The organism is Dysgonomonas gadei ATCC BAA-286 (assembly GCF_000213555.1).
Lineage (GTDB): Bacteria > Bacteroidota > Bacteroidia > Bacteroidales > Dysgonomonadaceae > Dysgonomonas > Dysgonomonas gadei.
The window spans coordinates 122,286-136,008 of sequence record NZ_GL891989.1 but is presented as its reverse complement, the minus strand read 5'-3'; the positions used below and the strand labels follow the sequence as shown (position 1 = coordinate 136,008).

13 protein-coding genes and 1 tRNA gene are annotated in these 13,723 nt (G+C 35.8%); 13 read left to right on the top strand and 1 reads right to left on the bottom strand.

The window, feature by feature from the left end; translation table 11 throughout:
- Positions 1-14: 14 nt before the first annotated feature.
- From HMPREF9455_RS17755 to HMPREF9455_RS17710, 10 genes are all read left to right on the top strand, one after another.
- Positions 15-1,007 (top strand): hypothetical protein, encoded by a 993-nt coding sequence (locus HMPREF9455_RS17755; protein ID WP_006801127.1) that lies wholly within the window; start codon positions 15-17, stop codon positions 1,005-1,007.
- A 195-nt stretch (positions 1,008-1,202) separates the two neighbouring features.
- Positions 1,203-1,499: a helix-turn-helix domain-containing protein gene (locus HMPREF9455_RS17750; protein WP_006801126.1), complete on the top strand. Its 297-nt coding sequence runs from the start codon at positions 1,203-1,205 to the stop codon at positions 1,497-1,499.
- Between the two features lie 401 nt (positions 1,500-1,900).
- On the top strand, positions 1,901-2,281 hold the full coding sequence (locus HMPREF9455_RS17745; protein ID WP_006801125.1) for a plasmid mobilization protein: 381 nt from the start codon (positions 1,901-1,903) through the stop codon (positions 2,279-2,281).
- Positions 2,247-3,197: a relaxase/mobilization nuclease domain-containing protein gene (locus tag HMPREF9455_RS17740; protein WP_006801124.1), complete on the top strand. Its 951-nt coding sequence runs from the start codon at positions 2,247-2,249 to the stop codon at positions 3,195-3,197. The genes HMPREF9455_RS17745 and HMPREF9455_RS17740 overlap by 35 nt, the downstream gene beginning before the upstream one ends.
- A gap of 7 nt (positions 3,198-3,204) precedes the next feature.
- Positions 3,205-3,891, top strand: a complete 687-nt coding sequence (locus tag HMPREF9455_RS17735; protein ID WP_006801123.1) for a hypothetical protein — start codon at positions 3,205-3,207, stop codon at positions 3,889-3,891.
- A gap of 170 nt (positions 3,892-4,061) precedes the next feature.
- Positions 4,062-4,385 carry a HEPN domain-containing protein gene (locus HMPREF9455_RS17730; protein ID WP_006801122.1) on the top strand — a complete coding sequence of 108 codons (324 nt, stop codon included), beginning with the start codon at positions 4,062-4,064 and terminating at the stop codon, positions 4,383-4,385.
- 155 nt (positions 4,386-4,540) lie between these two features.
- Positions 4,541-5,812, top strand: a complete 1,272-nt coding sequence (locus HMPREF9455_RS17725) for an AAA family ATPase (protein WP_006801121.1) — start codon at positions 4,541-4,543, stop codon at positions 5,810-5,812.
- Positions 5,813-6,125: 313 nt separating this feature from the next.
- Entirely contained in the window at positions 6,126-7,556 is a 1,431-nt protein-coding gene (locus HMPREF9455_RS17720) for an SIR2 family protein (protein WP_006801120.1), read from the top strand.
- Positions 7,557-7,559: 3 nt separating this feature from the next.
- Positions 7,560-8,171, top strand: coding sequence for a TIR domain-containing protein (locus HMPREF9455_RS17715; RefSeq protein WP_006801119.1), 612 nt, complete (start codon positions 7,560-7,562; stop codon positions 8,169-8,171).
- Positions 8,172-8,176: 5 nt separating this feature from the next.
- The gene (locus HMPREF9455_RS17710; RefSeq protein WP_006801118.1) at positions 8,177-8,752 is read left to right on the top strand and encodes a toll/interleukin-1 receptor domain-containing protein; all 576 of its coding nucleotides are present in this window, start codon (positions 8,177-8,179) and stop codon (positions 8,750-8,752) included.
- Positions 8,753-8,846: 94 nt separating this feature from the next.
- On the opposite strand, the gene HMPREF9455_RS17705 is transcribed toward HMPREF9455_RS17710, so the two are convergent.
- Positions 8,847-8,930, bottom strand: a tRNA-Leu gene (locus HMPREF9455_RS17705).
- A gap of 153 nt (positions 8,931-9,083) precedes the next feature.
- Here HMPREF9455_RS17705 and HMPREF9455_RS17700 point away from each other — a divergent pair.
- The 3 genes from HMPREF9455_RS17700 to HMPREF9455_RS17690 all read left to right on the top strand — a co-directional run bounded on the left by HMPREF9455_RS17700 (position 9,084) and on the right by HMPREF9455_RS17690 (position 13,065).
- Positions 9,084-10,166, top strand: a complete 1,083-nt coding sequence (locus HMPREF9455_RS17700) for a mannose-1-phosphate guanylyltransferase (protein ID WP_044216659.1) — start codon at positions 9,084-9,086, stop codon at positions 10,164-10,166.
- A 14-nt stretch (positions 10,167-10,180) separates the two neighbouring features.
- Complete coding sequence (gene ahcY, locus HMPREF9455_RS17695) at positions 10,181-11,599, top strand: adenosylhomocysteinase (protein ID WP_006801116.1); 1,419 nt, start codon at positions 10,181-10,183, stop codon at positions 11,597-11,599.
- A 737-nt stretch (positions 11,600-12,336) separates the two neighbouring features.
- A complete protein-coding gene (locus HMPREF9455_RS17690; RefSeq protein ID WP_006801115.1) occupies positions 12,337-13,065 on the top strand; it encodes a hypothetical protein in 729 nt (242 codons plus the stop codon).
- Positions 13,066-13,723 lie beyond the last annotated feature (658 nt).

Below are 13,723 nucleotides of genomic sequence, written 5' to 3'. Positions count from 1 at the left end.
TAAGATAGAAGAATATGAATAAACTTGCTTATATCAATTATACCTCCAAAGAAGCCAATCGTAAGATATGGAACTACTTGATGGATAAATATGAACTTCTGAAAAAGAAAAGCATTGTATTGGCATATTTATGGCTTCCGATAGCTTGTATTGTATTTGGTATTGTTGCTATAGTCAGTTGGATTAGCAGTCTTATTTTGTTTCGTAAAAAAGTCCGCTTTACACCTCATTATCTCAGGGCATGTATCGAGACGGCTAATATGACCCAAGAACAAACAATTGCATTTCTTGATGATGAATTTTCTGTATATAAGAATAAGCTATCATATGGTAATATATCATTAGCAAAACAAAAACAGATAGAAGCAACATTCGATATTTTATACAACCAATACAAACGTCCTGAATCAGATCAAAAGCATGTGGAAATAATCTCGAATTTTTCAACTCTACACCAGAACCTTCAAACAATAGGAGAAGAGACCAATCGAGACCTAAGAGATATTAAGCAAGAAACAATATCCATATCCGAATACACAGATAAGAAACTATCTCAAGAACAGGAAGAAGAAAAACGTAAACTAGAGAAAGCCCAAAAAGAAGCATCTAAATATAATCGGAAAAAGGGACGAAACCTTGACTCGTTTGAAAGTGCACTGTCAGATAAACAGGTAGGCATACTTGTGAAATATTGTAATCAAATCCCGACATTCAATATAGATATTACACAAGCCGAAATGAAAGCAATACTCCAATGCACCCATACCAAACCTTTACAAACAACCGTGAATAAATATATTGCATTACTTTTCACTCGTCTATATGAAGAAAAACTGATTTGTGAAACATGGAAAAGTGTAGCCATGAAAGAGAAGTGCTTTCTTTCTGCCAAAGGCAAAGAGCTAAACGCAAAAGACCTGTCATCCGCCAACTCAACATCGGGGATTATTAAACCTCAGGTATATGACTTGATTGAAGAGTGTATAGATAAAATAAAGGAAGCATAATATATACCCGTCCCCAACGATTAAGCCTGCAATCCCCTTGCAGGCTTTTTTATGTTTAGAGGAAACTATCCTCCAAAGATTGGCGGTTAATGCCAATACATTGGTGTACAATGTTGCCAATGTTTAGATGATATTATTTCGTGATCCGAAAGGTAGTCGCGACACCTGATTGTATCACTTTTAATATTGTTTATTATGACTAATGATTTAATTGAAAAACGTCTGGAGAAGATAGAGAATCTTCTCATGGGACAAAAAGATGTATTCACCTTTGAGGAATGCTGTCAATATACAGGTATATCTAAAACCTACATGTATAAGCTGACATGTACTAATAAAATCCCACATTCCAAGCCTCACGGAAAAACTATTTATTTCAGTAAGGAAGAAATAGACAGATGGCTGTTAAAGAACCCGATTAAAACAACAGAACAATTGGAGCAGGAGGCAGCAACCTATGTTATCTCCCCAAATTCAAAACGAAAGAAATAACTCTTTTAGGCTCGTCGGGAGGAGTGGTCTCCCCCCTTGCCGCCGGGCGATCCCCGACCGATGAGTTATTGGTGTTTTGTTCCGGCTGAATTTGGGGCATTCGCTCATCTGACTAGCACCTGTCAGATTTTGAAGTCCAGTGTGTTTAGCTCGCTGAGTTTATACAGTATGCCTGACCGCCCAAAGTCCAGCTAAATTATCAGGCTGTCCTCCGACATTACACGACTCCGGTTAGCAGCTATCCTCCCAAGTTGAGGCGCATGGCAAGGTTATGGAAATGTATACATTTCCTACCTTGCTCCGCCTTTGGCGGAGGGGAAAACCGCTCCCGTTGGTCGCAGTTTTATGAGAACGGCATTAAAGAAATAAGCGTTTATTTTAATTAAAACAAGCTGAATATTATGCATGATAATATAAAAGATAACATATCAAAAAATAGAGTTTCTGCACGGCTGAAAGAGAAAGTCATTAGTGTAAGGGTTACAACAATGGAGTATTTAGCCCTGAAAAAAAGAGCCCGGAATGCAGGTATGAGTTTAAGCGGTTTCGCCCGTTCTTCATTGCTCTCGGCTAAAGTAGTCCAGCGTATAGGCAAAGACGATGCAGATACGCTTCGCAAACTATCGGGAGAAGCCAATAACCTGAACCAATTGGCAAGGTCTGCCAACAAGGATGGATTTACAAGTGTAGCGATAGAAATAACAAGCCTGCGAAACATGATTGTAAGTATTATTAACCATTTATCAGATGATTGGAAAAATTATGCAAAGAGCCGCTTTTAAAGGATGTGTCCGCTATGTAATGAATAAGCAGGATGCAAAGATGATAGCTGCCGACGGGGTACTTCTATCCAATATGGATAGTATCATTAGAAGCTTTAACACCCAACGCCTGATGAAACCGAATATCAAGCATCCTGTCGGGCATATATCGTTAAGCTATCTGCCTGATGATGCTGACAGGCTTACTAACGGGGCTATGGTAACATTGGCTAAAGAATATATGCAGGAGATGAATATAACCGATACCCAGTATATCATCGTACGCCATTATGACAACGGAAATCCCCATGTGCATATCGTCTATAACCGCATTAATAATAACGGCAAGGTGATAAGCGACAAGAACGACCGTTACCGCAATGAGGCTGTCTGTAAGAAAATAAAGAATAAATACGGATTGTCTTACGGTAAAGGAAAGACTAAAGTCAAGCAGCATAGGCTAAGAGGTAAGGATAAAACCAAATATCACGTGCATGATGGAATAAAAGAAGCTTTGAGAAGAGCAACCGATTGGACTGACCTTGAAAAGCTGTTGAAAGAAAAAGGCATAAGCATTTCCTTCAAATATAAAGGGCAGACCAATGAAGTTCAGGGAATATCTTTTACCATCGATAAGATCACTTTCAAAGGCTCCGATATAGACCGTAATTTCAGTTACTTAAAACTCGATAAGCGACTGAAAGAAAATGCTCAGAATTATATTCAGAGTAAAACCACAGGACAATCTTTTGCCAAAGAGAGCAACTCTCAAAGTCAGGGAGCCGGTATTGTCGGTTCACTGATCGATGGTTTAGACTCAATGTCGATATTCCAGACTCATGGAGAAGATCCGCAGGAAGAACGCTTTCAAAATGAGATGGAACGCAGGCAAAAACAAATAAATAGAAAAAATGGTAAACGACCCAGATTAAATTAATTAAATTATGAATGATAAAATTGACAATATCCAGATAACAATGGACGGTTTTTCAGAAATACTGTCCGAGATTATGATTGAAATCCGCTCTTTGAAAAAGACGGATAACGGTGAATCCGCTTTAAAAGTCGACTTATTAAATAAAATAGTACAAACTATTGACGAGTCCAAGAAAGGTGTTACAGGGGAAGAGTTAAAAGCATATACTGCTGCAATGATTGCTACAATGCGACAGTTACAGGATGAAGCTAATAATTCTTTTTCAGAATTTCTAAATGGGAAAATAGTTCAATTGGAGGCAATCTCTAAGCAGCCAAGTATTGTAAAGAATCAATATACAATTGACTTTAAGTCTAGTAAGACTGTTATTGCTGTTATTTTTCTTTCACTCGGTCTGTTTTGTTCTTTGTTTGGTAATTACAATCAGTATCAGGGAAATAGCAGGTTGACCGATAATGATCTGAAATATAGGTTTGTGAAAATGAAGAATGGTATCTTGCCGGATGAGATTACACGATTGGAGAATTTCTTCTATTATCCGGATAGTGCTTATGTGGTGGAGAATATCCGTAAAAGTGTGATTGATTATGAGCATCGGGTGCAAGAGCAGGCTCGGAAGCAAGAGCAAAGGAAACAGAATGAAGAAACAATACATAGATTGGATAAGGAGATCAAGGAGTTGAATGTAGAGTAAATTGAAATAAAGGCAAAGCTCTTGACTTTGCCTTTATTTTGATATTACCTGAAAAGATAAAAACATATTTCTGTTTTCGTTTCTTTTATTTTCAAGGAGCAGGAAGGCAGTTGAAAACTACTTTTTCTGAAACTATAATCTGCCGAATCTACTAATTCACCTCATTTCTATTGCATCAATCTTGTGAAAACTACTTCTATGCTATCCGTTTAGTTTATACTCAACAGAACAGCAAACAACATAATCTTACAAAACTGCTTAACTCGGTCAAAAAGTATTCAAACGAATTTGTTAAAGTCTTTCCACTGAATACGCCAGAAGAAAAACGGCCATTTGAGCTTATCAAAGCTGCTTATGTAAATGGACGCTATCACCCTGACTTTATAGTCACAAAAGAGGATATTGAGGCTCTTGTTCCTAAAGTAGAATTACTTCGGAATATAACCAAACGAATTTGTGAGGAGAAGATTAAGGAGTATGGAGAGATGGGGTGATATAGATTATATATACGTTTTCTACCTATATTTTAACTTTTATAATTTCTAAATTCGTACTATTTTTACATAATTCGCATATATAATTTGCTTGCTAATGTTTTTATGCATACATTTGCACTGTTATTCAAATTATATAACTAATATATGTTATTATGATACACGAATTTAGAGTTAAAAATTACTTATCATTTAAAAATGAACAGGTTCTAACTTTTGAGCCAACATCGGACTCAACATTGGATGACAAGTATCTTATTAATATAAATGATAATGTAAAATTACTTAAAATTGCATATATATATGGAGCTAATGGCTCTGGAAAATCAAACTTATTGATTGCATTGCATTTACTAAGAAAAATTATAACGAAATCTCCTTCCGACAAAGACAAGAAAATTGGTGTATTGCCATTCATGTTGGACGAGGACTCTCGTAATCAAGATACCTTGTTTTCAATAACATTTTATATAGATCAAAAGAAATATTTTTACACTATTCAATTAAATGATAGTATAATTAGTTCTGAAGAACTAATGTATTATCCCACTATAAGACCTGCAAGATTATTTAAAAGAACGTATGATATAAAATCTGAATCATCTACAATCGAATTCGGAGCTCATATAAAATTATCTAAAAATGATCTTCTTACCATTCAAGGTAATACGCTAAATAATTCATCCGTATTAGCAACATTAACGAGAATAAACGTTTCTACAAGTATCTTAAATACAGTTTTAGAATATTTTAGAAAAACAATTTGTCCGAAATTAGACCCTAATGATGATTTAGAGGAATATGTTATCAAAGAGATGGACAACTCGCCAGATGCGAAAAAATTCATATTAGAACTCTTCAGAGAAGCAGATTTTAATATCAGTAATTTGGAAATAAAGAAAGAAGATATTGAGGTAACCCCTGAAATGAGAAAGTTTATTGAAGGAGCTCCTCTTCCAGAAGAAGATAAAAAGAATATTCTGGATAATGGAAAAATAGAAAAATCAGACTTGATTTTTTGGCATAAAACTAATAATGGTATATTCAATTTAAACTCAGAAGTACAATCAGATGGGACACTTCGATTTCTCGGTATGAGTATGCTATTATATCGACTTGTAAAACAAAATACAGTAATAACAATCGATGAGATTGGAGCTAGTTTACATTACCACCTGACCCGCTATTTTATTTCCTCTTTCCTTAATACAGGGGCTAATATGTCTCAATTAATATTTACTACTCATGATATTAACTTATTAGATGAGAAGTTTGTGAGAAGAGATGCTGTCTGGTTTGCTGAAAAAAATATAGATGGAGAAACAGAATTAGCTCGATTGACCGAAAAAAAACTTCATAAGAATGTATCTATTTATAATGCTTATATGAAAGGTTCAATAGGTGGTGTTCCAAGTATTAGCAATTAAAAAGAAAGGAGGTTGAAGATGATGTGAAAGATTTAATAAAGAAAAAAGATGCAGTAGCTCGAACTACCACATCTTTATAATTATGGTATCCTTATTACAAAAGGCAAGGATGTAGATTAACTCAAATTGTCCAAAAGCGAGTAATCATTGCAAAGATAAATTTTTTCTATTAAAATTGGTCTTTTCTTAGTAAAACTTCACTTTCCTTTTGTAATCTTTAAGATATCACCGTTTTAAAGCGGCTGAATATATTCAGCCACTAGGACTTATTGTCTTATAGATTAACAGAATAATAATTTAAATTAAAAGGAAGATGTTTACAAAAGAACAAGAAGAATTTATTGAAAACTATGTTAAAGCATTGAGGGAAAAAAATGCAGTAGTTTTTGCAGGTGCGGGAATGTCTATTCCATGTGGGTTTTTGAATTGGAAAAAATTACTTGATCCTATTGCAAAGAGTATGGATCTGGATATTGATGAAGAACATGATTTAACAGCTCTAGCTCAATTATATGTCGATAATAACAGTGGCGTAAGAGGCAGACTAAATCAACTTCTTCAAGATAGTTATGGGAAAATTGGCATAAAAGAATCTACTAATCATGAAATTTTAGCCAGACTGCCAATTGAAATTTATTGGACTACTAATTATGATAACTTAATTGAAAGTGCTCTCATAAAAGCGGGGAAAACTCCAGATGTAAAAAGTAAACACAATGATTTAACAGTAAATAAATCTAAGCGAGATGCTATTGTATATAAGATGCATGGCGATATTGGAGATGTCGCTGAGACAGTTTTAACTAAGCATGAATATGAAGATTATAATGAAAAAAGAGAATATTTTAGTAATGCTTTTAAAAATGATCTTATATCAAGAACTTTTCTATTCATTGGTTTTAGTTTTACGGATCCAAATTTGGATTACTTAATAAGTAGAATAAGAACTGCATACAAACAAAATATTAGGGGAGATGATTACTATTTCATCGAGAAAGAGACAGATGCAAAAAAAATAAATAAGCAACGTCTTAAAATTGTTTCTTTGAAACGCTATGGTCTTAACCCTGTTGTTGTAGATAGTTATGAGAAAGATATCCCACGTATATTGAGAGAAATAGAAATTCGTTATTTAAGGAATACAGTTCTTATTTCGGGCAGTGCAGAAGAATATGGGCATTATGTAGAAAAAAAAGCAGGAGAGTTCTTACACAACTTAAGTAAAGAGTTTTCTAAAAATTCCTATAAAATACTATCTGGTTTCGGATGGGGTGTCGGAAGTGCAGTCATTAATGGAGTTCTTGATAATATGGAGTTGGAAAAAGTCCAACGATTAGATGATTACTTGTTGTTAAGGCCTTTTCCTCAATTTGAAACTGGAAAAAAAGAGCTTAAGGAGCTATGGACTGATTATCGTAAGAACTTCATTCCACTAGCAGGGATCGCTATTTTCGTTTTTGGAAATAAGAAAAAGGTGGACACAGGTGAAATAGTTAAAGCTGATGGAATGATTGAAGAGTTTAATATTGCAATAGAGAATGGTCTAAAAGTAATTCCTATTGGAGCAACAGGTTATGTCGCGGAAGATTTATGGCAGAAAGTCATGAGTGATTTTGATAAATATTATCCAAAAGAAACTGGTGTAACAAAAGAGGATTTCCAGCTAATTGGAAATAAAGATTTATCCGACCAAGAACTCATTTCTGCAACAATTAAAATTATTAACAAATTAAATAAAAACTAAGATATGGCTAGAAAAACTTTTATATCATATAAATACAGTGAGGCTAGAGGATTGCGAGATACTATTATAAAAAGGCTTGGTGAAGATGCAAAATATTATCAAGGTGAAACCTCTGCTTCTCCAGATTTGACAGATGCTTCAACTGAAAGAATAAAAGAGCATCTTAAAGATATGATTTACGATACTTCTGTTACAATCGTAGTTATATCTCCTAATTTAAAAGAAAGTGATTGGATAGATTGGGAGATAGAATATTCATTGAAAGAGGTTAAACGTGGAGACAGATGTTCCAAATCTAATGGAGTGGTCGGAGTGATTATGAAATATAATGGAGGATATGATTGGCTCGTATCACAAAATCGAAATAATGATGGATGTGTAAGTCGTCAGATTGATAGTTCCAAGCTCTATGGCATAATTAATAACAATAGATATAATCTTAATACTGATAATAAATATGCCTGTTCTACTTGCAAGACGTTTAATCAGTTAGATGGATCTTACATTGCTCTGATTAATGAAGAAAACTTTCTATCAGATGTAGACTATTATATTGAAAATGCTTATCAAAAAAGTCAGTGTATTGATGACTATGATATTATAAAGAAAAAATAATAACTATGGGAATAATAAATAAGTCACAATTATTTGAGTATAGAAATGCTAATCGATATATCAATGAAAACCTCAGATATTTTTCAGCAGAATCTAAAGTCGGAAAAGTATCAGTTTTTTTATCTCATAAGCATGATGAATTGAAAGAGCTTGATGGAGCTATTTCTTTTCTTAAGAAACAGGGAGTAAGTGTATATGTCGATTGGTTGGATGATGAAATGCCAAAATCTACTTCTGGCGTAACTGCCCAAAGAATAAAAACTAAAATCAAGGAAAATAGTAAATTCATATTATTAGCGACAGAAGGAGCGATCAATTCTAAATGGTGTAATTGGGAGTTAGGATATGGCGATTATTGTAAATATCTAAATAATATCGCTATCTTGCCTGTCAGAGATGATTATTCTGATTTTTCTGGTAGTGAGTATTTACAAATATATCCGAGAATCGAATATGTTGGTTATATGTCAGTTCCAAGAAAGATTGGTGGATATTTCGATGAAGGCTATTATGTAATTATGCCTACTAATAACGAAGGAGTGAGTACATATACTAAATTAAGTGAATGGCTAAGACGATAAACTTCTTCTTTGGGAATATATAGTTTTTACACCTTTTTTACACCCTAATAAAAGATAAATCCCTGATTTTCAGTTGAAAATCAGGGATTTGTAGTACCCAGAGCCGGGATCGAACCGGCATGGAAGTGAATCCACTGGTGTTTGAGACCAGCGCGTCTACCAATTCCGCCATCTGGGCTTGTGAGGTGCAAAAGTACACAATATTTTCATATATCAAACACCCTGCCTTAACTTTTTTATAAAAGAATTGCATATTTTTCTCATTGCTATTGTTCTCATTTGTTTTGTTTGTATATTCGTATAATGTAACTTTGCAGAAATTATAATCAGTATGGATAATAAAAACAACTATTGTGTAATAATGAGTGGAGGTATAGGCAGCCGCTTCTGGCCTTTTAGTCGTGAAGCCCGTCCTAAACAGTTTCTCGATTTCTTTGGAACCGGCCGGTCTCTATTACAGATGACTGTAGATAGATTCAGGAAGATAATTCCCCTTGAAAATATATACATCGTCACAAACAATGAGTATGCCCAGATGGTGATGGACGAACTTCCTGAATTGAAGCTGAATCAAGTTCTGTTAGAGCCTATGCGAAGAAACACTGCTCCCTGCATTGCCTTTGCCACATACCATATAAACTCATTTAATCCTGATGCGAATATAGTTGTTGCTCCTTCCGATCATCTCATACTGAAAGAAGATGACTTTCTCTCAATTATCCAGAAAGCATTCTCCTTTGTTGAAAAACATAATACTCTTCTGACCCTTGGTATCCGCCCAAGTCGTCCGGAAACTGGCTATGGATACATCCAGATGAGTGAAGAGCAATTAGATGGAGTAACCAAAGTTAAAGTATTTACCGAGAAACCGAATCTCGAATTGGCTAAAGTATTTTACGAAAGCGGTGAATTTCTTTGGAACTCCGGAATCTTTATCTGGAACAACCGCACTATCCTCGATGCATTCCATCGATATCTACCAGAAATAACAAACCGGTTCGACCAAGGACTAGACACATTTGGAACTGATAAAGAAAAAGCATTTATCGATGAAAATTTCCCATTCTGTCCCAATATATCCATTGACTACGGAGTGATGGAGAAGGCCACCAATGTATATGTACAAGCAGCAGATTTTGGATGGTCGGACCTAGGGACATGGGGGTCTTTGTACGAAATATCGGATAAAGACGAAAATGCCAATGCTACATTAATTGCCGAAACACTATTCTTCGATAGTTCCGAAAATGTAGTTACCCTGCCTGCCGGAAAATTAGCCGTTTTACAAGGACTAGACGGTTATATCGTAGCCGAAGCCGACGGAGTCCTCCTCATCTGTAAGAAAGAAGAGGAACAACGCATCAAACAATTTGTTGCTGACGTTAAGCTGAAATATGGAGAAAAATATATTTAAAACAAAATAGATACATGTCAAAACAACTTTTACCCGATTTACCATATCTGGTAGCAGACATCAGTCTTGCCGACTTTGGAAGAAAAGAAATCGAAATAGCAGAACACGAAATGCCGGGGCTGATGGCACTTCGCAAAAAATACGGAGCGACAAAACCATTGAAGGGAGCACGCATCATGGGCTCACTCCATATGACCATTCAGACAGCTGTACTTATCGAAACCCTAAAAGATCTGGGAGCCGACATACGCTGGTGCAGCTGTAATATATTCTCAACTCAGGATCATGCCGCCGCCGCAATAGCTGCCGCAGGTATACCTGTATTTGCTTGGAAAGGTGAAACACTCGAAGAGTACTGGTGGTGTACAGAGCAAGCTCTTGCTTTTGCCGGAGGGAAAGGGCCAAATCTGATTGTAGATGATGGCGGAGATGCAACATTGCTTATCCACTGGGGATATAAAGCTGAAGAAAATTCAGAAACCATAAACCGCAAAGGCTCGAATCATGAGGAACAGGTTATCTTAGATACCTTGTCGCGGATATTGAAAGATGACAGCAATCGCTGGCATCGCACCGTTGCCGAATGGAAAGGGGTTTCGGAAGAAACCACAACAGGTGTTCACCGTCTGTATCAGATGATGGAACGTGGCGAATTACTTATTCCTGCCATTAACGTGAACGATTCGGTAACCAAATCGAAGTTCGACAACCTGTATGGCTGCCGCGAATCTCTTGCCGATGGTATCAAACGCGCTACCGATGTAATGATAGCCGGAAAAGTGGCTGTCGTAGCAGGATATGGAGATGTAGGCAAAGGCTGTGCACACTCTATGCGCTCATACGGGGCACGTGTTATCGTTACCGAGATAGACCCAATCTGCGCACTACAGGCAGCAATGGAGGGTTTTGAGGTTACCACAATGGAAGATGCTGTGAAGGAAGGGAATATCTTTGTAACTACTACAGGAAACAAAGATATCATTACCATCGAACATATGGCACGTATGAAAGACCAGGCTATTGTCTGCAATATCGGCCATTTCGACAATGAAATACAAGTAGACAAGCTGGTTAATTTCCCTAATATAAAACACATCAACATTAAGCCTCAAGTTGACAAATACGTTTTTCCTGACGGGCATTCTATCTTCTTGCTTGCTGAAGGCCGCCTTGTGAATCTGGGATGTGCAACCGGACACCCGTCTTTTGTGATGAGTAATTCATTTACAAACCAGACGCTGGCTCAGATAGAACTTTGGCTGAACGACTATGAAGTGAATGTATACCGTTTGCCAAAACATCTGGATGAAGAAGTTGCCCGTTTGCATCTTGAACAAATTGGAGTAAAGCTGACTAAATTATCACAAGAGCAAGCAGATTATCTGGGAGTACCTGTGGAAGGGCCGTTTAAACCGGAGCATTACAGATATTGATTCTGAATAAATAATCAACGAGAAGTTGATACCATCATAATAATCTTTTCAAATCCCTCCTCCTAAGAATAAGGCTTGAAAAGATTATTTTTTATTGGACTTTTTACAGTAAACAGTGAATAGTATTCTCACGCAAAAACGCAAATTCTAACTCATCTCCACATTTGCATTTATTAACCATACAATGTTAAAACCTGACACATCTGACAGTTTTTCCAGTATTTCTTACCTCTAATTTTTATGTTCGTTAACTATATATAATTAAAAAGCAACAAAGGTAACACATTTTTAGCTGATAGCTGTTAGCCGATAGCTTACGCACAAAACCTGACAAACCTGACGACTTTTCACTCAATTTTTATTGTCATTTTTTCTTCTAAAAACTACGTGGACTCCTTTTTGGCTCCGCCGAACGTTGGTTCTCCGTGGTTAAAAATTTCTCGCAAAGACTCTAAGACGCAAAAGGTAACAGTTCCCCAGAAAGTAACAAAGGTTACACTTTTTCAACTTATTACTTAAAACTTACTACTTATTTCAATATTTCAAAGAGCTATCAGCTAACAGCTAAAGGCTACCGGCTCTTACTCTATAGATAAAACTTCCCAGCTTTTATAAACTTTATAGATAGTTTTTTTAGTTCTGCAAGTCCACACCAATGGGGGAAGGTCAGAGAATATGCCTTTATCATAGGATATATTCGTTATATTTGTATGCAATTTTTATTTATTTTAATAGCAATGGATAGTTATGATTGGACAATGTTCTTTGATGAATATGCAAGTGATTTGCATACTACTTTCAGACGAGAAATAAGTAAGCAACTCTTTGAAAAAATAGCGATTAAAACAGGGCTTAAACAGTTTGAAAAATATAATTTCCAGTTAATAATTGGAATGAATAATTTATACAAACAAGTTATTAATAACAAAATGTATGCGCAGATAGATATAATAACGCCAACATCTATGGGTTTACCTGCTTGGATATATTGGTATTCTGACACTTTTAATGATTTAGAGGAACTCCACAGACAAGATATAACAAACATTCCTGTTGTAATAGATTGGAATATTGATTTCCCCTTAGATGATGTACTATCTTATACCCGTCCCCGTAGGATTGACAAAAAAGATAAAACAGGATATAGTTTTGATATTGAATTTTATCATTATTCTTTTCCTGATATTTCTATCGAATTTTATTTTCAGAGAGGCCTAAACAAAAAAGAAATGGAAAACCTAAACATTTTTTTTAATGAGTTGTATCTAGAGGGGAATAAACAACAAGAGAATAAAGCTATCAATTTTTATTATATAAATGAACAACATATAAACAATAATGGCTCTGTAGTACGTATTGAGTTCGATTTCGGATTAAATAATAATAGTAAAACAATAATGAAGCTGCTTCAACAATATTCAGAAAGGCAAAAGATACTTCCAACTATTAAAGTTTGTATAAAATGAATTTATTTCATGAATAGTGCACCTTAAAAATGGATATCAAAAAAAGCAGACTAATTACTTCTATATTTCTATTAATTTCCATAATATGTTTTCTTATTGTGAAATTCTATCCAACAGGTGATTGAGTGAGCGAGCCTATAATTACATTTTTTATTTTTATACCACTTTTAATAATAGAAATTATATTATTAATGCGAATCAGTAGTTGAGATTTAATGTCCAATTTTTTTCAGCTCCACTTCGTTGCGCTTAAACGTTCATTTTGGCATTGCCCAAAACGAACCAAAAGGCTAGCGCTTCGTTCCTCGGCGACCCAAAACCGTTTTGACGGCTGAATCAAACAAACGGGCTACCGCCCCGTTTGATTCTACGCCGCCTGCAACGGATTGGGTACCCCGCCTGCGTCACTAATGCGCAAGGGCTGACGCACGTAGGGCTAAAGCCTGAGAAGACACAGTCCTGTCGCCGCATCGCGATAACGGCCTCGTCCCGCATGCGGGGTGCCCAATCTGTAAAGCGGAGGTGTAGGGCAAAATAGGGTAGCTGCTATACACGGCTGATAATCCGGTTAAAGATGACTCCGTATTATTTTGCCCCACCGAAGCTGCGGTTTTGGGTCGCCGGAGGGATGCAGCCTTGATTTTTTGTTTCGTTTTGT

Excerpts from the sequence above, each read along its gene's own strand:
- ahcY (WP_006801116.1), top strand. The coding sequence starts at position 10,181 with ATGTCAAAACAACTTTTACCCGATTTACCATATCTGGTAGCAGACATC.
- HMPREF9455_RS17720 (WP_006801120.1), top strand. The coding sequence starts at position 6,126 with ATGTTTACAAAAGAACAAGAAGAATTTATTGAAAACTATGTTAAAGCA.
- HMPREF9455_RS17745 (WP_006801125.1), top strand. The coding sequence starts at position 1,901 with ATGCATGATAATATAAAAGATAACATATCAAAAAATAGAGTTTCTGCA.
- HMPREF9455_RS17710 (WP_006801118.1), top strand. The coding sequence starts at position 8,177 with ATGGGAATAATAAATAAGTCACAATTATTTGAGTATAGAAATGCTAAT.
- HMPREF9455_RS17750 (WP_006801126.1), top strand. The coding sequence starts at position 1,203 with ATGACTAATGATTTAATTGAAAAACGTCTGGAGAAGATAGAGAATCTT.
- HMPREF9455_RS17740 (WP_006801124.1), top strand. The coding sequence starts at position 2,247 with ATGATTGGAAAAATTATGCAAAGAGCCGCTTTTAAAGGATGTGTCCGC.
- HMPREF9455_RS17715 (WP_006801119.1), top strand. The coding sequence starts at position 7,560 with ATGGCTAGAAAAACTTTTATATCATATAAATACAGTGAGGCTAGAGGA.
- HMPREF9455_RS17700 (WP_044216659.1), top strand. The coding sequence starts at position 9,084 with ATGGATAATAAAAACAACTATTGTGTAATAATGAGTGGAGGTATAGGC.
- HMPREF9455_RS17725 (WP_006801121.1), top strand. The coding sequence starts at position 4,541 with ATGATACACGAATTTAGAGTTAAAAATTACTTATCATTTAAAAATGAA.
- HMPREF9455_RS17690 (WP_006801115.1), top strand. The coding sequence starts at position 12,337 with ATGGATAGTTATGATTGGACAATGTTCTTTGATGAATATGCAAGTGAT.
- HMPREF9455_RS17755 (WP_006801127.1), top strand. The coding sequence starts at position 15 with ATGAATAAACTTGCTTATATCAATTATACCTCCAAAGAAGCCAATCGT.
- HMPREF9455_RS17735 (WP_006801123.1), top strand. The coding sequence starts at position 3,205 with ATGAATGATAAAATTGACAATATCCAGATAACAATGGACGGTTTTTCA.